We start from the raw sequence: 20,073 nt of genomic DNA on the forward strand, positions 1-20,073 counted from the left end.
GATTTAAATGGAAAGCACTAACAAACTTAAACGTGGATTGAGCACGCGCCACATCCGCTTTATGGCGCTGGGCTCTGCTATCGGCACCGGTCTTTTTTATGGCTCGGCAGATGCCATCAAAATGGCCGGTCCAAGCGTGCTGCTGGCCTACATCATCGGCGGTGTGGCGGCGTATATCATCATGCGCGCGCTGGGTGAGATGTCGGTTCACAACCCGTCTGCCAGCTCCTTCTCCCGCTATGCGCAGGAAAACCTCGGCCCGCTGGCCGGGTTTATCACCGGCTGGACCTACTGCTTCGAAATTTTGATTGTGGCGATTGCCGACGTAACCGCATTCGGCATCTACATGGGCGTCTGGTTCCCGGCGGTGCCGCACTGGATCTGGGTGCTGAGCGTGGTGTTGCTCATTTGCGCCGTCAATCTGATGAGCGTGAAGGTGTTCGGCGAGCTGGAGTTCTGGTTCTCCTTCTTCAAAGTCGCGACCATCATCATCATGATTGTGGCGGGTTTCGGGATCATCATCTGGGGGATTGGCAACGGCGGCCAGCCGACCGGCATCCATAACCTCTGGAGCAATGGCGGCTTCTTCAGCAACGGCTGGCTCGGGATGGTGATGTCGCTACAGATGGTAATGTTCGCCTACGGCGGCATCGAGATTATCGGCATCACCGCCGGGGAAGCGAAAGATCCGGAGAAATCCATTCCGCGCGCCATCAACTCGGTGCCGATGCGTATTCTGGTGTTCTACGTGGGTACGCTGTTCGTGATTATGTCCATCTACCCGTGGAACCAGGTGGGCACTAACGGTAGCCCGTTTGTCCTGACCTTCCAGCATATGGGCATTGCCTTTGCTGCCAGCATTCTGAACTTTGTGGTGCTGACCGCGTCGCTTTCGGCCATCAACAGTGACGTCTTTGGCGTGGGCCGCATGCTGCACGGCATGGCGGAGCAGGGCAGCGCGCCGAAGGTGTTCGCCAAAACTTCACGCCGCGGCACGCCGTGGGTGACGGTGGTGGTGATGACCGTAGCGCTGCTGTTCTCGGTTTACCTGAACTACATCATGCCGGAGAACGTCTTCCTGGTGATTGCGTCCCTGGCGACCTTCGCGACCGTGTGGGTGTGGATCATGATCCTGCTGTCGCAGATTGCCTTCCGCCGCCGTCTGTCGCCGGATGAGGCGAAAGCGCTGAAGTTTAAGGTGCCGGGCGGGGTGGCGACGACCGTGGTCGGGCTGATCTTCCTGGTGTTTATCATTGGCCTGATTGGCTACCATCCGGATACCCGCATTTCCCTGTACGTGGGCTGTGCGTGGATCGTTCTGCTGCTGATCGGCTGGGTGTTTAAGTGCCGCCGTGACCGTCAATTGGCAGAAGCACAGTAATATTTTTATCCCCTCTCCCTCGCGGGAGAGGGGATTTTGCCTCCTCCCCCGTCCTCCTCCCCCAATAAATCTCGTCATGGTGAGCTATCCTTAACCACCCTGTGGCAAGGTGACGTCAATTTCATCAGAGGGGATTCGTGATGTTAAACGCCTGGCACCTTCCGGTTGCCCCATTTGTTAAGCAAAACAAAGACAACCTTGTGATTACGCTCTGGCTGGCGGGGGAAAACCAGCCGGAACGCGTGACGCTCCGCGCCGAAATTGATAACGAAGAGACCGGGCTGAAAATGCACAAGCTGCGCAGCCAGCCGCAGCCGGGGATTACGGCGTGGCGGGCGAATATTGATTTGCGCACCGGGCAGCCGCGCCGTCGCTATAGCTTTAAGCTTTTATGGAACAACCGCCAGCTGTGGTTTACCCCGCAGGGGTTTAGCCGTTTCCCACCGGCCCGGCTGGAGCAGTTCGCCGTCGATTACCCGGATAACGGCCCGCAGTGGGTTAACGATCAGGTCTTTTATCAGATTTTCCCGGACCGCTTTGCGCGCAGCGAAAAACGCACCGCCGGCCAGGACAAGGTCTATTACCATCATGCCGCGGGTCACGACATCATCCTGAAAAAATGGGATGAACCGGTGACGGCGCAGGCGGGCGGCTCGACGTTCTACGGCGGCGATCTCGACGGCATCAGCGAAAAGCTGCCGTACCTGAAAAAACTCGGCGTGACGGCGCTGTACCTCAACCCGGTGTTTAAAGCCCCGAGCGTACACAAATACGATACCGAAGATTATCGCCACGTTGACGCGCAGTTTGGCGGTGACGAGGCGCTGCTGCGCCTGCGTAAGAACACCCAAAAAGAAGGCATGCGCCTCATTCTGGACGGTGTGTTCAACCACAGCGGCGATTCGCACGCGTGGTTTGACCGGCATAACCAGTCGATGGGCGGAGCATGCCATAATCCGGATTCGCCGCAGCGCGACTGGTACAGCTTTAACGAGGAGGGGCGCGCGCTGGACTGGCTGGGCTACCCGAGCCTGCCGAAGCTGGACTTCCAGTCCCCGTCTCTGGTGAACGAGATTTACGGCGGTGATGGCAGCATCGTGCGTCACTGGCTGAAGGCGCCGTGGAATATGGACGGCTGGCGTCTGGACGTGGTGCATATGCTTGGTGAAGCGGGCGGGGCGCGAAATAACCTTCAGCACGTGGCCGGGATCGCGCGTTCGGCGAAAGCGGCCAAGCCGGAGGCGTTTGTCTTTGGCGAACACTTTGGCGACGCGCGCCAGTGGCTGCAAAACGATGCCGAAGATGCGGCGATGAACTATCGCGGCTTTACCTTCCCGCTGTGGGGATTCCTGGCTAACACCGATATCTCCTACGATCCGAACCATATCGACGCTGAAACCTGCGCCGCGTGGATGGATAACTATCGCGCTGGCCTGTCGCATCAGCAGCAGCTGCGGATGTTTAACCAGCTCGATAGCCACGACACCGCGCGCTTTAAATCCCTGCTCGGCAAGGATGTGGCGCATCTGCCGCTGGCGGTCACCTGGCTCTTCACCTGGCCGGGCGTACCGTGCATTTACTACGGAGACGAAGTGGGGCTGGACGGCAACAACGATCCGTTCTGCCGCAAAACCTTCCCGTGGGAGGCAGAGAAACAGGATAAGGTGCTATTCAGCCTGTATCAGCGGCTGGCGAAGCTGCGCAAACAGAGTCTCGCCCTGCGCTACGGCGGCTGTCAGGTGGCGTACGCCCACGATAACGTGGTGGTCTTTCTCCGCGTCTATAATCAGCAGCGCGTGCTGGTGGCGATTAACCGGGGCGAGGCCTGCGAAGTGGTGCTGGATGATTCGCCGCTGCTTAAGGTGGCGACGTGGACGAACAAAGAGGGTAAGGCGACGATACAGGATGGCGTGCTGGCGCTGCCTGCGGTATCCGCGACGGTCTGGCTCGGCAGCTAATGCGCTAAAGTTTCCCCTTTTAAGATGGCGCAAATGCAACGATTTGTGTCAATCTTAACGGATCGTTTACGGTGAAGGTGGAAACATGGACGAGCTTTACATCCTTGGCTGTTTATTCCTGGTTTTTGCGCTGCTGGTTGCCCCCGTGCTTGCGGTTATCGGGTTTAATCGAAGCACGGCGGCGCAGCAGGAGATCGCCCGGCTACGCCAGCGCATAGAGGCGCTTGAGCAGCGCGGCGTGCCTGAGAACGCGCCGGAACCGGTGCAGACCGCCGCGCCGGAGGCAATTACCGCGCCAGTGGTGGAGGACGCTCCCGCGCCTGTCGATCCCTGGCGCCCCGATACTCCCGCTGCCGTGGCAGAACCGGCCCCGGCCCCTGCGCCTGCGGCTAAACAGCCTTCTGCCTTTGGTGGCATTGTGACGTCGCTGACGCGCTGGTTTATGCAGGGTAATCCCCTGGCGAAGCTTGGCATTCTGCTGCTCTTCCTCGGCCTCTCTTTCCTGCTGCGCTATACCGTTGAACACTCCCTGTTCCCGCTTGAGCTACGCCTGGTGGCGACGGCGCTGTTTGCCATCGTGCTGCTGGCGGTTGGGTGGCGGCTGCGGCACAAGCAGCCGATCTACGCGCTTATCTTACAGGGCGGGGCGACGGGCATTCTCTACCTGACGGTCTTTGGCGCCTTCCGGCTCTGGCAGATGCTGCCGATGACGCTGGCCTTTGCGCTACTGGTGGTGATTTGCGCCGCGAGCGTTGGGCTGGCCGTGCTGCAGAAAGCGCTGAGCCTTGCCATGCTGGCGAGCCTCGGCGGGTATCTTGCGCCGCTGCTGCTATCTACCGGGGGCGGCAGCTTTGTGGCGCTGTTTTCCTTCTATCTCCTGCTTTCCATCGGCATTCTCGCCATCAGCATCTGGCAGCACTGGCGCGAGCTCAACCTGCTCGGGCTGCTGTTTACCTTTGGCGTGGGCGGCCTGTGGGGGCTAAGTGAGTACCAGCCTGAAGACTATTGGATCTGCCAGCTGTTCCTGATTGCCAATACGCTGATATTCGGCGTGCTGAGCGTGGCGCTGTCGCTGCGGGCGCAGGAGAAAGGAAAGCAGATTATTGACGGCGTGCTGCTGTTTGCCCCGCCGCTGATAGGCTTTGGGATGCAGTACGGTATGACCCGGCACTGGGAATATGGTCCGGCCCTGAGCGCTTTGGGATACGGCGCATTTTATCTGGCCCTCGCTTTCCTTGCGCTGCGCCGCTATCCGTCCATCGGGCGACCACTGGTGATGGCGGCGCTGGCGATCGGCGGCGGGTTTGCCACGCTTGCGATTCCGCTCGCGCTCTCCGCGCGGTGGACGGCGATGGCCTGGGCGCTGGAGGGGCTGGGCATCCTCTGGCTGGGCGTGCAGCAGCACCAGCGGCGCATGAGCTATAGCGGGACGGCGCTGCTGGTGCTGGCGCTCGGCAGCGCGCTGTGGGCGCAGATGAACGGCGTTACGCCGCTGAGCCTGCTGCTTATCTTCGCCATCCTCAGCCTTTGCTGGCTGGCTGCGGCCTGGCTGTGGCGGAACCTCTTTCTGCCGGTTAGCTGGGCGCTGCTGGCAGGCGGGCTGCTGTTCTGGCTCGTGGCGCTATTTGGCGCGTCGCGGCTGGTGTTGAAGCAGGAACTGCCTGTTCTGGCAGGCGTACTGGCACTGACGGCGGCGTCGGTCTGGGGCTGGCGTCAGGCTGCCGCTCGTCTGGCGTGGCGGGAGCTGGATGCCAGCAAATGGCTGCTGTGGCCGCTGATGCTGGTGATGGTGGGCTATCAGCTCTCGCACCAGCAGATGTTTGCCGCCGGCTGGTCAAATCTGGCCTGGGGTATTGCGCTTCCCGCCGCGCTGATGCTGCTGCGGCGCGACGGCGCCCGTTTAGCGCCGCGCATCTCTATGGGGCTGCATCTGGCGCTGTTCTGGATGATATTACTGGCGCTGGCGGCGGAGCTTTACTGGTTTGCCCGGTCGCTGCCGTGGGGCATGGCGGCCTGGGGCAGCGGGCTGGCGATGGCCGCAGGCGGCGGGGTGATTATGGCGCTCTCTGCGGCGGTGCGCCGTCGCGGGTGGCCGTTCCGGGAGTGGCCCGCGCTCTACGCGTGCATAGCACCGATCCCTGTGCTCGCGGCGCTGCTGGTATTGCTGGTGGTGACCAATTTCCAGGACGGCGTGGTTTATCGTCAGACCTGGCTGCCGCTGGTGAACCCGCTTGAAGAAGGCGCGGCGTTCGCGCTGCTGGGGCTGGTGGTCTTTTACCGGGCGGTGGATCGTTACTACCCGACGCAGCTCTCGCAGGCCCGTCCGTGGCCTGCCGTCGCGATTATGGCGTTTGGCTTCTGGTGGCTTAACGGTGCGTTGATGCGCGCCCTGGCCTGGTACGGCGACGTGGCCTGGAATATGGCGTCGCTGTGGGATTCGCGGCTGATCCAGACCACGTTTGCCCTGTTCTGGATGCTGAGCGCGCTGGTGATCATGGTCCACGCCACCCGTAGGGCTTCCCGTCAGGAGTGGCTTGGCGGTGCCGCGCTGCTGGGCGTGGTGATGGTTAAACTGATGCTGGTGGACAGCGAGGGTGGAGGCGGTCTGTCGCGTGCGGTGGCGTTTATCGGCGTGGCAATACTGGTGCTGATCGTGGGGTATTTCTCGCCGCTACCGCCCAAAACAGGAGATGAAAAATGAAATGGATGAAAGCGGTAGCTTGTACCGCTCTGCTGGCGCTTGCAGGCCCGGCGTTCTGCGACGAGGTACAAACGGAATCGCCCCGGGACTATGCCTTTGGCCGCTCGCTGGATACGTCTGCTCCTTCCCAGTGGTATCGGGTGACGCTGCCGCTCGCTGTCTATACGCAGAGCACGTCGCCGGATCTGCATGACGTTCGCGTCTTTAACCAGTCGGGCGAGCCGGTTCCTTTCAGCCTGGTCACCGCGACGCGTCCGCAGGCGGCAGCGCAATCCACGGCGCTGCGCCTCTTTCCTCTGGACGCCTCACCGCTTGCGCCTGCGCGTGGGGATGAGGGCAGCGATAAGATCCTGCTCCGTTCCGGAAACGGCGTAGAGATTGTGCTGGAGGGGCAAAAAGCCGCCGCAGCCGGGCAGCATTATCTGCTGACCCTGCCGGAGCAGGCTACGGGTGAGATTGCCCTGTCCCAGCTGCAGCTGCTTTGGAATACCCCTCAGGCGCCGTGGCAGGGAACGGCGTCGGTCTACTACAGCGAGGATCTTAAGCGCTGGTATACCCTGCGCGAGGATATGCCGCTGCTGGACGTGATGAGCGGGCAGGATCGTCTTAAGCTCGATCGGATCGATACCGATATCGTTTTGTCTCCCGATACGAATCGCTATCTCCTGGTTGTGCTGAATGCTCAGAGCCAGGGGGTGACCTTAACCGGCGTTAACGCGATTAGCGCTCCTGCGCGGGCGACGCCGGACGCGATCGATCTTGAGGGGATAGGGGAGCAGCTATCGACAAGCGAAGCGCAGTGGCACTGGGCGCAGCCGCAGCCGCTGAGTGCTATCAGCATTTTACTGAATGGCGACGGCGTCCTTCCCGTGGAGATAGCGTGGCGGAGTACGGAAAAAGACACATGGCACCCCCTGAAAAAAGAGGTGCTTTACCGTCTGGAGGGCAAAACGTCTTCACCGGTTTCGCTTAGCGGAGGCCTGGTGCAGGCGGTGAAAATCACGACGCTGAATGCGCGCCTGCCGGAATACCTGCCAGGCGTCACCGGGCATCGTGACCGCTATGATCTGGTGTTCAACGCGCAGGGAAAAGCGCCATACGTGCTTGCCTGGGGTAATGGCGCTGCAAAGCCTGCCAGCGTGGAGCCTGACATGCTGATCCCCGCCGATCTGCGCAAAACCTATGATATGGAGCACCTGCCGCAGGCCGACATTCTGGATGATGTCGCGTTAGGCGGCGAGGGGCGTCTGACCGCTACCTCTGCGTCCGAGCGGGAGAGCCGGATGAACGCGCTGCTGGTGTGGGGCGTGCTAATTGCGGGCGTAATTCTGCTGGCGGGAATGGCCTGGCGCATCTGGCGAGAGACGCAGCGTAAGGCATAAAAAAAGGCCCGCATAAGCGGGCCTTCTTCGTAAACCGTGCCGATTACAGGCTGGATACGTTCTCAGACAGGTATTTAGCAACGCCGTCTGGGGACGCAGCCATACCTTCTTTACCTTTTTCCCACTGAGCCGGGCACACTTCGCCGTGCTCTTCGTGGAACTGCAGCGCGTCAACCATGCGCAGCATTTCGTCGATGTTACGACCCAGCGGCAGATCGTTCACAACCTGGTGACGAACGATGCCGTTTGCGTCGATCAGGAAGGAACCGCGCAGCGCAACGCCAGCGTCCGGATGTTCGATACCGTAAGCCTGCTGGATTTCGCGTTTGATGTCCGCAACCATTGCGTATTTCACCGCACCGATGCCGCCGTTTTCGACAGGGGTGTTACGCCATGCGTTGTGTACAAATTCAGAGTCAAAGGAGACGCCAACCACTTCCACGCCACGCTTCTGGAATTCTTCATAACGTTTGTCGAACGCGATCAGCTCAGACGGGCAAACGAAAGTGAAGTCCATTGGCCAGAAGAACAGAACGGTCGCTTTACCGTTGGTGTGCTGTTTGAAGTTGAAGTTTTCAACGATTTCACCGTTGCCCAGAACTGCTGCAGCTGTAAAATCCGGAGCCGGACGAGTTACCAGAACCATATGATTCTCCTGTAGATACTAAGGTTATTTGGAACGCAACGCGAGCCAGTATAGAGAGTGTTCGTGGATAAGACAAAGAGGTGGTGACAATCGTTCCGCCAGCTTTTACCTATCAATGATCGTGCTGTCAGAGCTGCTTGTTTTTCGCCTGCGCCATCATGCGCGGATAGAACTGCCAGAATTGGCTCTCCAGCGCATCGTAATGCTCATCCAGGTCGTACCAGGAGTCGCGCAGCGCATCCAGTCGCGGGCGACGGCTCGCCATGCCATTCAGGACATTCTGAATAAAGTCCATCTCGCGATAGCGCTCCAGCCAGCGTTCCGACCACAGGTAGTTATTCAGATTCACAAAGCGCGGCGGCGAATCGGGCAGAATGATCGACACCTGCTGGTGGGCGTAGCGCACAAACGCCGGCAACGGCATCTCCGGCGAGAGCTGTTCCCAGTGGCGAGACAGGAAGTGGTCCCACATCACGTCGAGCGTGATCGGCGCAACGCGGCGCGTTTCAGGGCGAAACCACGCTTTCGCTTCCGTCACCTCGGGCAGATTATCAGTGATGACATCAATGCGGCGGTGCATAAAAATCCCGTCGACAACCTCGGGAGAATACGCTTCAGCGGGGTTGCCGCGCACGAAATCGGCCAGCAAATTGCCGGAAAGGGAGCTGTCAGCGAGGTGTGCGAGATGCAGGTGAGCGAGAAAATTCATGCGTTTTATTTGTCCAGTGGCGGCTAGTTGTTGCAGCAAAAGGGTGTGAGCACTAGACTATGCCGCCTGTTTTTAAGTCACGAGTATACGTCATGCGCGTCGCCGATTTCTCCTTTGAACTACCTGAATCCCTGATTGCTCACTATCCCATGCCTGAGCGCAGCAGCTGTCGCTTACTGTCACTGGATGGGCCAACGGGCGAGCTGACGCACGGTACTTTCACCGATTTGCTCGACAAGCTCAACCCTGGCGATCTGCTGGTCTTTAACAATACCCGCGTGATCCCGGCGCGCCTGTTTGGCCGTAAGGCCAGCGGCGGCAAGATTGAAGTGCTGGTCGAACGTATGCTCGATGATAAACGTATTCTGGCACATATTCGCGCTTCCAAAGCGCCGAAGCCGGGCGCGGAGCTGCTGCTGGGTGATGACGAAAGCATCAAGGCGACCATGACCGCGCGCCACGACGCGCTGTTCGAGGTGGCGTTCGACGACGAGCGCACGGTGCTCGACATCCTGAACGCTATCGGCCACATGCCGCTGCCGCCGTACATTGAGCGCCCGGACGAAGAGGCCGATCGCGAGCTGTACCAGACCGTCTACAGCCAGAAGCCTGGCGCGGTCGCGGCGCCAACCGCAGGTCTGCACTTTGATGAACCGCTGCTGGAAAAGCTGCGTGCGAAGGGCGTTGAGATGGCGTTTGTGACGCTGCACGTCGGTGCGGGCACCTTCCAGCCGGTGCGTGTGGACAGCATTGAAGACCATATCATGCACTCCGAGTATGCCGAAGTGCCGCAGGATGTGGTGGATGCGGTGCTGGCGGCGAAAGCGCGCGGTAGCCGCGTCGTGGCCGTCGGTACGACGTCCGTGCGTTCACTGGAAAGCGCCGCGCAGGCAGCTAAAAACGGTCTTATCGAGCCGTTCTTTGGCGATACGCAGATCTTTATCTACCCGGGCTACCAGTACAAGGTGATTGACGCGCTGGTGACCAACTTCCATCTGCCTGAATCGACGCTGATTATGCTGGTCTCTGCATTTGCGGGTTATCAGCATACGATGAATGCGTACAAGTCTGCGGTAGAACAAAAATATCGCTTTTTTAGCTACGGGGACGCGATGTTTATCACGTACAATCCGCTGGCTTTGAATGAGCGTGTCGGGGAATAAGTCCGCGGCACCGTATGACAACGTTGGACTGTTTTTCTGACGTCGGAGAAAAAATGAAATTTGAACTCGATACCACCGATGGCCGCGCGCGTCGCGGTCGCCTGGTGTTTGATCGCGGCGTGGTGGAAACCCCCGCGTTTATGCCTGTGGGCACGTACGGCACCGTAAAAGGGATGACGCCGGAAGAAGTTGAAGCCACGGGCGCACAGATTATCCTCGGTAATACCTTCCACCTGTGGCTGCGTCCGGGTCAGGAGATCATGAAGCTCCACGGCGATCTGCACGATTTTATGCAGTGGAAAGGTCCGATCCTGACCGACTCCGGTGGCTTCCAGGTCTTCAGCCTGGGCGATATCCGCAAGATCACCGAGCAGGGCGTACACTTCCGTAACCCGATCAACGGCGATCCGATTTTCCTCGATCCAGAAAAGTCGATGGAGATTCAGTACGATCTCGGCTCCGACATCGTGATGATCTTCGACGAATGTACGCCGTACCCGGCAGACTGGGACTACGCGAAACGCTCTATGGAGATGTCTCTGCGCTGGGCGAAGCGCAGCCGCGACCGTTTTGACTCCCTGCAGAACAAAAATGCGCTGTTCGGCATCATTCAGGGCAGCGTTTACGAAGATTTACGCGATATCTCTGTTAAAGGTCTGGTAGAGATAGGTTTTGATGGCTACGCTGTCGGCGGTTTGGCTGTGGGTGAGCCGAAGGAAGACATGCACCGCATTCTGGAGCACGTCTGCCCGCAAATCCCGGCGGATAAACCACGATACCTGATGGGTGTGGGTAAACCCGAAGATCTGGTGGAAGGCGTACGTCGCGGCATTGATATGTTCGACTGCGTGATGCCAACCCGCAACGCGCGTAACGGTCATCTGTTCGTTACCGATGGCGTGGTGAAAATCCGTAACGCGAAGCATAAGAGTGACACCAGCCCGCTCGATTCCGAGTGCGATTGCTATACCTGTCGCAATTATTCTCGCGCGTATCTGCATCATCTCGATCGTTGTAATGAGATTTTGGGCGCGCGTCTCAATACGATTCATAATCTTCGCTACTATCAGCGCTTAATGTCTGGTTTACGCAAGGCTATCGAAGAGGGTAAATTAGAGAGCTTCGTGACCGATTTTTACCAACGTCAGGGGCGGGATGTTCCACCGTTGAACGTTGATTAATATTAATAATGAGGGAATTTGAATGAGCTTTTTTATTTCTGATGCGGTAGCGGCAACAGGTGCTCCGGCGCAGGGCAGCCCGATGTCTCTGATCCTGATGCTGGTTGTGTTCGGTCTGATCTTCTACTTCATGATCCTGCGCCCACAGCAGAAGCGTACCAAAGAGCACAAAAAGCTGATGGACTCCATCGCGAAAGGCGATGAAGTGCTGACCAACGGTGGTCTGGTCGGCCGCGTAACCAAAGTGGCTGAAAGCGGCTACATTGCTATCGCCCTGAACGACACCACTGAAGTGGTTATCAAACGTGACTTCGTAGCTGCCGTTCTGCCGAAAGGCACCATGAAGGCGCTGTAATCCCAACTTTTCCCAAAGGGAACTGCCGTGTTAAACCGTTATCCTTTGTGGAAGTACATCATGCTGGTCGTCGTGATTATCGTCGGCCTGCTGTACGCGCTTCCCAACCTGTATGGTGAGGATCCGGCCGTTCAAATCACTGGCGCGCGCGGTGTCGCCGCCAGTGAGCAAACGCTGATCCAGGTCCAGAAAACGTTACAAGAAGAAAAAATTACCGCTAAGTCTGTGGCTCTGGAAGAGGGTGCAATTCTTGCTCGCTTCGACACCACCGACACGCAGCTCCGCGCTCGCGAAGCGCTGATGGGCGTGCTGGGTGACAAATATGTCGTGGCGCTTAACCTTGCTCCTGCAACCCCTCGCTGGCTGGCTGCGCTGAACGCAGAGCCAATGAAGCTGGGTCTTGACCTGCGTGGCGGCGTTCACTTCCTGATGGAAGTGGATATGGATACCGCGCTCGGCAAGCTGCAGGAACAGAATATCGACAGCCTGCGCAGCGATCTGCGCGACAAAGGCATCCCATACACTACCGTGCGTAAAGAAGATAACTACGGCATGAGCATCACGTTCCGCGACAGCGCGGCGCGCGATCAGGCTGTAGATTACCTGACCCAACGTCACCGTGACCTGGTGATCTCCTCGCAGGGCAGCAACCAGCTGCGTGCGGTGATGACCGATGCGCGTCTGAAAGAAGCGCGTGAATATGCCGTTCAGCAGAACATCAACATTCTGCGTAACCGTGTAAACCAGCTGGGCGTGGCTGAGCCGCTGGTACAGCGCCAGGGTGCTGACCGTATCGTGGTTGAACTGCCGGGTATCCAGGATACCGCGCGTGCGAAAGAGATCCTCGGTGCGACCGCGACGCTGGAATTCCGTCTGGTGAACTCCAATGTCGATCAGTCTGCCGCGGCGTCTGGCCGTATTCCGGGTGACTCCGAAGTGAAACAGACCCGTGAAGGTCAGCCGGTTGTGCTGTACAAGCGCGTGATCCTGACCGGTGACCACATCACCGACTCCACTTCAAGCCAGGATGAGTACAACCAGCCGCAGGTTAACATCTCGCTGGATAGCGCGGGTGGTAACATTATGTCTAACTTCACCAAGGACAACATCGGCAAACCGATGGCGACCCTGTTCGTGGAGTACAAAGACAGCGGTAAGAAAGATGCAAATGGTCGTGCGGTGCTGGTGAAAGAGGAAGAGGTGATTAACATCGCCAACATCCAGTCTCGTCTGGGTAACAGCTTCCGTATTACCGGTATTAACAACCCGAACGAAGCGCGTCAGCTCTCGCTGCTGCTGCGTGCCGGTGCGCTGATTGCGCCAATTCAGATTGTTGAAGAACGTACCATTGGTCCAACTCTGGGTATGCAAAACATCCAGCAGGGTCTGGAAGCGTGTCTGGCCGGTCTGGCGGTCTCTATCCTCTTCATGATCTTCTTCTATAAGAAGTTCGGTCTGATTGCGACCTCCGCGCTGATCGCAAACCTGGTGCTGATCATCGGCATTATGTCCCTGCTGCCGGGGGCGACGCTGACCATGCCGGGGATTGCGGGTATCGTTCTGACCCTTGCGGTGGCGGTCGACGCCAACGTACTGATTAACGAACGTATCAAAGAAGAATTGAGCAACGGTCGCTCTGTCCAGCAGGCGATTGACGAAGGTTATAAAGGCGCGTTCAGCTCTATCTTCGATGCGAACGTAACAACACTGATTAAGGTTCTTATCCTGTATGCAGTGGGTACTGGCGCGATCAAAGGCTTTGCGATTACCACCGGTATCGGTGTCGCAACGTCAATGTTTACCGCTATTGTCGGCACCCGTGCCATCGTGAACCTGCTGTACGGCGGCAAGCGCGTCAAAAAGCTGTCTATCTGAGGAGTGCGTTGTGGCACAGGAATATACTGTTGAACAATTGAACCATGGCCGTAAAGTCTGGGACTTTATGCGCTGGGACTACTGGGCTTTCGGCATTTCAGGTTTACTGCTGATTCTGTCCATCATCATTATGGGCGTGAAAGGCTTTAACTGGGGTCTCGATTTCACCGGTGGTACGGTCATCGAGATCTCCCTGGAAAAACCGGTCGATATGGACCAGATGCGCGAATCGCTGCAGAAAGCGGGCTTTGAAGAGCCGCTGCTGCAGAACTTCGGCAGCAGCCGCGACATCATGGTGCGTATGCCGCCGGTGCACGATGCCAACGGCAGCCAGGAGCTGGGCAGCAAGGTCGTACAGGTCATTAACGAGACCACCAGCCAGAGCGCGGCGGTCAAGCGTATTGAGTTCGTCGGCCCGAGCGTGGGTGCGGACCTGGCGCAAACCGGCGCCATGGCGCTGCTGGTGGCGCTGATCTCCATCCTGGTGTACGTCGGTTTCCGCTTCGAGTGGCGACTGGCGGCCGGTGTGGTTATCGCCCTGGCGCACGACGTGGTGATCACCATGGGCATACTGTCTCTGTTCCACATTGAGATTGACCTGACCATCGTGGCATCCCTGATGTCAGTAATCGGTTACTCACTGAACGACAGTATCGTGGTATCTGACCGTATCCGTGAAAACTTCCGTAAGATCCGTCGCGGCACGCCGTACGAAATCTTTAACGTGTCGTTGACCCAGACGCTGCATCGTACCTTGATCACCTCCGGTACTACCCTGATGGTGATCCTGATGCTGTTCCTCTTCGGTGGCCCGGTGCTGGAAGGCTTCTCGCTGACCATGCTGATCGGTGTCTCCATCGGTACGGCGTCGTCTATCTACGTGGCGTCCGCCCTGGCACTGAAACTTGGCATGAAGCGCGAGCACCTGCTCCAGCAGAAGGTCGAGAAAGAAGGGGCGGATCAGCCGTCCATTCTGCCGTAAGGCGACGTTTAGCGCGTTATCTGAATCCCGGTCTGTTGGCCGGGATTTTTTTTATCTGCTCCTGACAAACACTCCTGACAGTATGCTGTCAGGAGCCCTGCCGTAGACTCCTTCTGAACCCAAACAACAGGCAGGAGGATGTATGAAAAGCGTAATTAACTGGTTTGAAATTCCGGTTTCGGATATGGATCGCGCCATCAAATTTTATGAGCCGGTGATGCAACTCACGCTGCGTCGCGAGAAAATGGACATTGCCGAGCTGGCGGTTTTCCCGCATGAGGATCCCGCCACCGGAGGAGCGCTGGCAAAATTTGACGGCGTTACGCCCTCTTTGCAGGGCGCTATTATTTACCTGCATACTGACAATCTGGCGGCCACGCTCGATCGCATTGCCTCTGCGGGCGGCGAGTGCGTGTTTGGGCCGCTGGAACTGCCGCATGGTATCGGCACTATCGCACTGTTTACCGACAGCGAGGGTAACCGCGTCGGCCTTCATCAACCTGCCTGAGAGCGAATGACGTTATGACCCGACGCGCTGACCGTTTGTTTCAGATTGTGCAGATCCTGCGGGGCAGGCATCTGACAACGGCAGCGCATCTGGCGGACCGGCTTGGCGTGTCCGAGCGCACGGTCTACCGCGATATCCGCGACCTGTCGCTTTCCGGCGTGCCGGTGGAAGGCGAGGCGGGAAGCGGATATCGGCTGATGTCGGGTTTTGACCTGCCGCCGCTGATGCTGACAAATAAGGAATCCGAAGCGCTGATGGTCGCGATTCGCCTGCTCAAAACCTGGGGAGGTGAATCGCTGTCGCGCGAGCTGGAGTCGGCCCAGGAGAAGGTGCTGGCTATTCTGCCCGAGGAGAGCCGCAGAAAGGCGGAGCAGACGCGGATCTACGCCCCGGATTTTTGCATGCAAAGCCACTCCCGCAGCGATTTTGACATGATTCACCAGGCGATTTCCGCTCAGCGCGTATTGGCGCTGCATTATCGTGATGAAGCCGGGCTACTCTCAAAACGTGAGGTACAGCCGCTGGGGTTGTTCTTCTGGGGAGAGCGCTGGCTGCTGGCGGCATGGTGTGAACGGCGCGATGACTACCGCTGTTTCCGGCTCGACCGGTGTCTCAATGTTGTAATGACGGAGAGACGGTTCAGTGAGAGTGCGGACAGGTCTTTGGCGGATTTTTTGCGCAAGGTGAAGCAGTAAAAAGCCGGGTGGCGAGGTAAAAGCAAAACGGCAACGATGTTGCCGTTTTTTGTGTTTGCGCCCTCTCCCGTGGGAGAGGGAAGGGGTGAGGGCACCAGCCCGCACAATCCCGCATTGATTAGAAGTTGTAACCTACAACCAGGTAACCACCCCAACCGGTAGAACGGACGTGTTCGTTCATCCATACCAGTTTAGCGTCGTCGTTCCACTGGCCGCCGTTGTGCCAGTAACGTGCCACAACAGAGTAATGCCAGTGATCGTAGTTCAGCGCCAGGATGTGGCTGGAGGCGATGGAGTCATTGGTACGCTGCTTAATACCGTTCTCTGCGTAACCGCTCTTATCGCCCAGATCTGAACCCCAGTCGAAGTTGGTGAAGCCGATATAGCTCAGATTACCGCCCCACAGCTGGGTGATTGGCACAAAGTATTTCACTTTGAAACGATAGCCATCCCATTCGTTCTGGTTTTCAGCGCCATAGTTCTGCCACTGATATTTGGCATAGACGTTCAGGGACAGGCTCATCGGCAGGCCGGTGTCAATGTCAGTACCCAGACCCATATACCAGGTGCTCTGACGACCGGACTTATTGCGGCCCATGTCGTAGATGTAGTTGTTCGCGAAGTACCACTCTTTGAACGGACCAAACGCCAGGCTGGTACCGGTCAGTTTGTCGATGGAGAAGCGCGGTTCAATCTCCATGAACAGTGGGGAACCGTGGTTCCAGATACCTTTCGCATCGGTGTTACCACCGAAGAACACAGGCGCATCCATATAGCCGTAGAAATCAAACCAGTCTTTCTTGGCGAACGCTTCATATTCCAGGTAGGTATCGTTGCGGATCTGCGGTCCGAAACGGGTGTGGTAGCTGCCTACCACGTTAACGCTCTGGTGCCACCAGTCGGAGAGGTATTGTGGTTTCTCGTTTTCCGCTGCGTTAACAGTGAAAGAGGAGGACAGTGCCAGAACTGCACCGGCTGCGAGTAATGTTTTTTTCATAATCATGCCACTGATTGAAATTCCCTTCCGGGAGTGAAAAATGCGCGAATTGCGTTTCTAAATATTTCGTGTTTCTGCGGTGCCTATTATAGGAATCCCTGCTCACAAAAATATGTGTTGTTTCACATATCTCTCACACGCGTAATCGATTGCGTTCACGTTTGCGTACTTTAAACGGCCGGGATTGTAGCGGCAATCATTTCTGTTGCCAATCCATACGAAATGTAAATGTTAGCGGAGTGACATTTCACTCCGCTCAAAAGGAAGGGATTACTGCGCGGCAGGTTGGATGTCGTGAATGCGGATAAAGCCTAACTGCTCAGGCGTAAGTCCGCTTAGCTGAAGTGGAATATCCACATCGCTGGGCGCTAACACGCTGGCCGGAGCGGTGAACAGCTGGTTCTTCACGTTCACCTCCTGGTAGCTCTCCGTGGTGCCCTGGATCTGGCCCCACTCTACGGTGCCGCTGAAGGCGGGCAGCGGATCGTTGGACTCACCGTGAATACGTAATGTTGCGCGCGTACCATCCGCATTCGCCGCCACATTCACCAGAGACATCTTCAGCGTGCCAATCTGGCTATTAAGCAGGGCAGGCGTATTCGCTCCTGGCAGCAGATATACCCCGCTGGTGGATTTAGCGTTCAGCGCGTTTTGCTGGGTGATCTTCACCGTTTCTTTGTTCAGTTTGTCCATCGCCGTGTTGAGCGTATTCACGCTTTGTTTCATCTGGCGGACTTCGGTTTGCTGTGCACAGGCACTAAGGGTGAAGAGGCTCCCCACCAGTAAAATTTTCAGGTAACGTCTTGTCATAGCGTTTATTCCTTGAAATGACGAATCCCCATAATGGTAGCCAGCAACGTACCGCCGGACATAGATCCTTTATCTCAAAAAAGCTCCTCCTTTGTTGTCAGGCCAGATCAGGGTAAAATGAAAATCAGTTAACCAGATAACAGGGATACCGTATGCATTGCCCATTCTGCTCCGCTGTGGATACCAAAGTCATCGACTCTCGCCTTGTGGGCGAAGGGTCTTCTGTGCGCCGTCGTCGGCAGTGTCTGGTGTGCAACGAGCGTTTCACGACCTTTGAGGTTGCAGAGCTGGTAATGCCGCGCGTGGTAAAAAGTAATGACGTGCGCGAGCCGTTTAACGAAGAGAAACTGCGCAGCGGAATGCTGAAGGCCCTCGAAAAACGGCCCGTCAGCGCGGATGATGTCGAAATGGCGTTAAACCACATTAAATCTTACCTGCGTGGCCTGGGCGAGCGTGAAGTGCCGAGCAAAATGATCGGCAACCTGGTGATGGAGCAGCTGAAAAAGCTCGATAAGGTCGCCTATATCCGCTTCGCCTCTGTCTACCGCAGTTTCGAAGATATCAAAGAGTTTGGCGAAGAGATCGCCCGCTTACAGGATTAAGCCCATGCAGGATGAGAAGTACATGGCGCGAGCCATGAAGCTGGCGCAGCGCGGTCGTTTTACCACCCATCCTAACCCCAACGTCGGGTGCGTTATCGTGAAAGATGGCGAGATCGTGGGGGAAGGGTTTCACTATCGCGCAGGCGAGCCGCATGCTGAAGTGCATGCCCTGCGTATGGCGGGGGAGAAAGCGCGAGGCGCGACGGCCTACGTGACGCTGGAGCCCTGCAGCCACCACGGGCGCACGCCGCCGTGCTGTGAAGCGCTGATTGCGGCAGGGGTTTCGCGCGTGGTCGCCGCTATGCAGGATCCTAACCCGCAGGTGGCGGGCCGCGGACTGTATCGTCTGCAGCAGGAAGGGATCGACGTCAGCCACGGCCTGATGATGCAAGATGCGGAAGCCATCAACAAAGGCTTTCTGAAGCGCATGCGCACCGGCTTCCCGTTTATTCAGCTCAAGCTGGGCGCCTCGCTGGACGGGCGTACGGCAATGGCGAACGGTGAAAGCCAGTGGATCACCTCGCCGCAGGCAAGGCGTGATGTGCAACGTCTGCGCGCGCAAAGCCATGCTATCCTCACCAGCAGTGAAACCGTTCTGGCTGACGATCCGGCCATGACCGTGCGCTGGGATGAGCTGAATGCCGATACCCAGGCGCTTTATCCGCAGGAGAACCTGCGCCAGCCGCTGCGCATTATTATTGATAGCCAGAACCGCGTGACCCCGGAGCACCGCATCGTGCAGCAGCCGGGTGAAACCTGGATTGCGCGCACCAAAGAAGATACGCGCGAATGGCCGGAAGGCGTGCGCAGCATTATGGTGCCGGAGCATAACGGACATCTGGATCTCGTGGTGCTGATGATGTTGCTCGGCAAGCAGCAGGTGAACAGTATCTGGGTCGAAGCCGGTCCGACGCTCGCGGGCGCGCTGCTACAGGCGGGGCTGGTGGATGAACTGCTCGTCTACGTTGCGCCTAAACTTTTAGGTCACGATGCGCGCGGCCTGTTTGTGCTGCCTGGCCTTGAAAAACTGGCCGACGCACCGCAACTCACATTCAGCGAGATTCGTCCGGTGGGTCCGGATGTCTGCCTCCATTTAACGACAGCGTAATTGCTCCCGAAATAGGGAAGCAGTGCGCAAAGTATTATGATAAAATCCGCCCCCCTGCGGGGCCAAATGAACCCGTAAAGGAAGAGTATGAACATTATTGAAGCTGCTGTAGCTACCCCGGACGCTCGCGTCGCCATCACCATTGCGCGTTTCAACAACTTCATCAACGATAGCCTGCTGGAAGGTGCGATTGACGCCCTGAAACGTATCGGCCAGGTTAAAGATGACAACATTACCGTTGTTTGGGTTCCAGGCGCTTATGAACTGCCACTGGCGGCGGGCGCGCTGGCGAAAACCGGTAAATACGACGCGGTGATTGCGCTGGGTACCGTTATTCGTGGCGGCACTGCGCACTTCGAATACGTTGCGGGCGGTGCAAGCAACGGTCTGGCACACGTTGCGCAGGATGCTGAAATTCCTGTCGCGTTCGGCGTGCTGACCACCGAAAGTATTGAACAAGCCATCGAACGTGCTGGCACCAAAGCCGGTAACAAAGGTGCAGAAGCTGCACTGACCGCGCTTGAAATGATCAATGTATTGAAAGCCATTAAGGCCTGATTTTTTTGTAAGGGGAATTCCGTGAAACCTGCTGCTCGTCGCCGCGCCCGTGAATGTGCCGTCCAGGCACTTTACTCCTGGCAGTTGTCCCAGAACGACATCGCTGATGTTGAATACCAGTTCCTGTCAGAACAGGACGTGAAAGACGTTGACGTTCTGTACTTCCGTGAACTGCTGTCGGGAGTGGCGACTAATAGCGCGTATCTCGATGGCCTGATGAAGCCATACCTGTCCCGTCTGCTCGAAGAGCTGGGCCAGGTTGAAAAAGCAGTGTTGCGTATCGCGCTGTTTGAGCTGTCTAAACGTGATGATGTGCCGTACAAAGTGGCCATCAACGAAGCGATCGAACTGGCGAAAACCTTCGGTGCTGAAGACAGCCACAAGTTCGTTAACGGCGTACTTGATAAAGCCGCACCTGCGATCCGTCCCCACAAAAAGTGATCCGCAAACCGGAGTTCTGCA

At 57.5% G+C, this 20,073-nt stretch carries 19 protein-coding genes; 15 read left to right on the plus strand and 4 right to left on the minus strand.

Features of this window, described 5'->3' with window-relative positions:
* Window positions 1–7: 7 nt before the first annotated feature.
* From proY to AC2FAJ_RS16335, 4 genes are all read left to right on the plus strand, one after another.
* Window positions 8–1,381 carry a proline-specific permease ProY gene (proY, locus tag AC2FAJ_RS16320; protein WP_028012135.1) on the plus strand — a complete coding sequence of 458 codons (1,374 nt, stop codon included), beginning with the start codon at window positions 8–10 and terminating at the stop codon, window positions 1,379–1,381.
* Between the two features lie 140 nt (window positions 1,382–1,521).
* Window positions 1,522–3,339 carry a maltodextrin glucosidase gene (gene malZ, locus AC2FAJ_RS16325; protein WP_485454322.1) on the plus strand — a complete coding sequence of 606 codons (1,818 nt, stop codon included), beginning with the start codon at window positions 1,522–1,524 and terminating at the stop codon, window positions 3,337–3,339.
* Between the two features lie 85 nt (window positions 3,340–3,424).
* Window positions 3,425–6,040 (plus strand): DUF2339 domain-containing protein, encoded by a 2,616-nt coding sequence (locus tag AC2FAJ_RS16330; RefSeq protein ID WP_485454323.1) that lies wholly within the window; start codon window positions 3,425–3,427, stop codon window positions 6,038–6,040.
* Entirely contained in the window at window positions 6,037–7,422 is a 1,386-nt protein-coding gene (locus AC2FAJ_RS16335; RefSeq protein ID WP_485454324.1) for a DUF3999 domain-containing protein, read from the plus strand. Before AC2FAJ_RS16330 ends, AC2FAJ_RS16335 begins: the two co-directional genes overlap by 4 nt.
* Window positions 7,423–7,465: 43 nt before the next feature.
* Here the strand turns inward: AC2FAJ_RS16335 and AC2FAJ_RS16340 are convergent, their stop codons facing one another.
* Window positions 7,466–8,068, minus strand: a complete 603-nt coding sequence (locus AC2FAJ_RS16340; RefSeq protein ID WP_003859113.1) for a peroxiredoxin C — start codon at window positions 8,066–8,068, stop codon at window positions 7,466–7,468.
* 127 nt (window positions 8,069–8,195) lie between these two features.
* The gene (acpH, locus tag AC2FAJ_RS16345) at window positions 8,196–8,777 is read right to left on the minus strand and encodes an ACP phosphodiesterase (protein ID WP_041911095.1); all 582 of its coding nucleotides are present in this window, start codon (window positions 8,775–8,777) and stop codon (window positions 8,196–8,198) included.
* A 92-nt stretch (window positions 8,778–8,869) separates the two neighbouring features.
* Between acpH and queA the strand changes: the two genes are divergently transcribed.
* From queA to AC2FAJ_RS16380, 7 genes are all read left to right on the plus strand, one after another.
* On the plus strand, window positions 8,870–9,940 hold the full coding sequence (queA, locus tag AC2FAJ_RS16350) for a tRNA preQ1(34) S-adenosylmethionine ribosyltransferase-isomerase QueA (protein WP_028012140.1): 1,071 nt from the start codon (window positions 8,870–8,872) through the stop codon (window positions 9,938–9,940).
* Between the two features lie 53 nt (window positions 9,941–9,993).
* Window positions 9,994–11,121, plus strand: coding sequence for a tRNA guanosine(34) transglycosylase Tgt (gene tgt, locus AC2FAJ_RS16355; protein ID WP_045259930.1), 1,128 nt, complete (start codon window positions 9,994–9,996; stop codon window positions 11,119–11,121).
* A gap of 22 nt (window positions 11,122–11,143) precedes the next feature.
* A complete protein-coding gene (yajC, locus tag AC2FAJ_RS16360) occupies window positions 11,144–11,476 on the plus strand; it encodes a preprotein translocase subunit YajC (RefSeq protein ID WP_000007630.1) in 333 nt (110 codons plus the stop codon).
* A gap of 27 nt (window positions 11,477–11,503) precedes the next feature.
* A complete protein-coding gene (gene secD, locus AC2FAJ_RS16365; RefSeq protein ID WP_062935949.1) occupies window positions 11,504–13,351 on the plus strand; it encodes a protein translocase subunit SecD in 1,848 nt (615 codons plus the stop codon).
* A 10-nt stretch (window positions 13,352–13,361) separates the two neighbouring features.
* Window positions 13,362–14,333: a protein translocase subunit SecF gene (secF, locus tag AC2FAJ_RS16370; protein ID WP_041911092.1), complete on the plus strand. Its 972-nt coding sequence runs from the start codon at window positions 13,362–13,364 to the stop codon at window positions 14,331–14,333.
* Between the two features lie 142 nt (window positions 14,334–14,475).
* A complete protein-coding gene (locus AC2FAJ_RS16375; protein WP_041911091.1) occupies window positions 14,476–14,841 on the plus strand; it encodes a VOC family protein in 366 nt (121 codons plus the stop codon).
* 14 nt (window positions 14,842–14,855) lie between these two features.
* Window positions 14,856–15,536 (plus strand): helix-turn-helix transcriptional regulator, encoded by a 681-nt coding sequence (locus tag AC2FAJ_RS16380; protein ID WP_485454325.1) that lies wholly within the window; start codon window positions 14,856–14,858, stop codon window positions 15,534–15,536.
* A gap of 118 nt (window positions 15,537–15,654) precedes the next feature.
* Here AC2FAJ_RS16380 and AC2FAJ_RS16385 read toward each other — a convergent pair whose 3' ends face one another.
* Together AC2FAJ_RS16385 and AC2FAJ_RS16390 are read right to left on the minus strand one after the other, a co-directional pair.
* A complete protein-coding gene (locus AC2FAJ_RS16385; protein ID WP_485454326.1) occupies window positions 15,655–16,533 on the minus strand; it encodes a nucleoside-specific channel-forming protein Tsx in 879 nt (292 codons plus the stop codon).
* A gap of 270 nt (window positions 16,534–16,803) precedes the next feature.
* The gene (locus tag AC2FAJ_RS16390; protein WP_028012147.1) at window positions 16,804–17,343 is read right to left on the minus strand and encodes a SadB/YajI family lipoprotein; all 540 of its coding nucleotides are present in this window, start codon (window positions 17,341–17,343) and stop codon (window positions 16,804–16,806) included.
* A gap of 152 nt (window positions 17,344–17,495) precedes the next feature.
* Here AC2FAJ_RS16390 and nrdR point away from each other — a divergent pair, with 152 nt between their 5' ends.
* The 4 genes from nrdR (at window position 17,496) to nusB (ending at window position 20,052) form a co-directional block, all read left to right on the plus strand.
* A complete protein-coding gene (gene nrdR, locus AC2FAJ_RS16395) occupies window positions 17,496–17,945 on the plus strand; it encodes a transcriptional regulator NrdR (protein ID WP_008503337.1) in 450 nt (149 codons plus the stop codon).
* Between the two features lie 4 nt (window positions 17,946–17,949).
* Window positions 17,950–19,053, plus strand: coding sequence for a bifunctional diaminohydroxyphosphoribosylaminopyrimidine deaminase/5-amino-6-(5-phosphoribosylamino)uracil reductase RibD (ribD, locus tag AC2FAJ_RS16400; RefSeq protein WP_049137499.1), 1,104 nt, complete (start codon window positions 17,950–17,952; stop codon window positions 19,051–19,053).
* A gap of 87 nt (window positions 19,054–19,140) precedes the next feature.
* Complete coding sequence (gene ribH, locus AC2FAJ_RS16405) at window positions 19,141–19,611, plus strand: 6,7-dimethyl-8-ribityllumazine synthase (protein WP_006176874.1); 471 nt, start codon at window positions 19,141–19,143, stop codon at window positions 19,609–19,611.
* A 21-nt stretch (window positions 19,612–19,632) separates the two neighbouring features.
* Window positions 19,633–20,052, plus strand: a complete 420-nt coding sequence (gene nusB / locus AC2FAJ_RS16410) for a transcription antitermination factor NusB (protein ID WP_006809908.1) — start codon at window positions 19,633–19,635, stop codon at window positions 20,050–20,052.
* Window positions 20,053–20,073 lie beyond the last annotated feature (21 nt).

It is taken from the genome of Enterobacter cloacae complex sp. 385G4 (assembly GCF_057320665.1).

What these genes read in the sequence shown, in the direction of transcription:
- proY (WP_028012135.1), top strand. Translation starts at nt 8, where the DNA reads ATGGAAAGCACTAACAAACTTAAACGTGGATTGAGCACGCGCCACATC.
- malZ (WP_485454322.1), top strand. Translation starts at nt 1,522, where the DNA reads ATGTTAAACGCCTGGCACCTTCCGGTTGCCCCATTTGTTAAGCAAAAC.
- AC2FAJ_RS16330 (WP_485454323.1), top strand. Translation starts at nt 3,425, where the DNA reads ATGGACGAGCTTTACATCCTTGGCTGTTTATTCCTGGTTTTTGCGCTG.
- AC2FAJ_RS16335 (WP_485454324.1), top strand. Translation starts at nt 6,037, where the DNA reads ATGAAATGGATGAAAGCGGTAGCTTGTACCGCTCTGCTGGCGCTTGCA.
- AC2FAJ_RS16340 (WP_003859113.1), bottom strand. Translation starts at nt 8,068, where the DNA reads ATGGTTCTGGTAACTCGTCCGGCTCCGGATTTTACAGCTGCAGCAGTT.
- acpH (WP_041911095.1), bottom strand. Translation starts at nt 8,777, where the DNA reads ATGAATTTTCTCGCTCACCTGCATCTCGCACACCTCGCTGACAGCTCC.
- queA (WP_028012140.1), top strand. Translation starts at nt 8,870, where the DNA reads ATGCGCGTCGCCGATTTCTCCTTTGAACTACCTGAATCCCTGATTGCT.
- tgt (WP_045259930.1), top strand. Translation starts at nt 9,994, where the DNA reads ATGAAATTTGAACTCGATACCACCGATGGCCGCGCGCGTCGCGGTCGC.
- yajC (WP_000007630.1), top strand. Translation starts at nt 11,144, where the DNA reads ATGAGCTTTTTTATTTCTGATGCGGTAGCGGCAACAGGTGCTCCGGCG.
- AC2FAJ_RS16375 (WP_041911091.1), top strand. Translation starts at nt 14,476, where the DNA reads ATGAAAAGCGTAATTAACTGGTTTGAAATTCCGGTTTCGGATATGGAT.
- AC2FAJ_RS16380 (WP_485454325.1), top strand. Translation starts at nt 14,856, where the DNA reads ATGACCCGACGCGCTGACCGTTTGTTTCAGATTGTGCAGATCCTGCGG.
- AC2FAJ_RS16385 (WP_485454326.1), bottom strand. Translation starts at nt 16,533, where the DNA reads ATGAAAAAAACATTACTCGCAGCCGGTGCAGTTCTGGCACTGTCCTCC.
- AC2FAJ_RS16390 (WP_028012147.1), bottom strand. Translation starts at nt 17,343, where the DNA reads ATGACAAGACGTTACCTGAAAATTTTACTGGTGGGGAGCCTCTTCACC.
- nrdR (WP_008503337.1), top strand. Translation starts at nt 17,496, where the DNA reads ATGCATTGCCCATTCTGCTCCGCTGTGGATACCAAAGTCATCGACTCT.
- ribD (WP_049137499.1), top strand. Translation starts at nt 17,950, where the DNA reads ATGCAGGATGAGAAGTACATGGCGCGAGCCATGAAGCTGGCGCAGCGC.
- ribH (WP_006176874.1), top strand. Translation starts at nt 19,141, where the DNA reads ATGAACATTATTGAAGCTGCTGTAGCTACCCCGGACGCTCGCGTCGCC.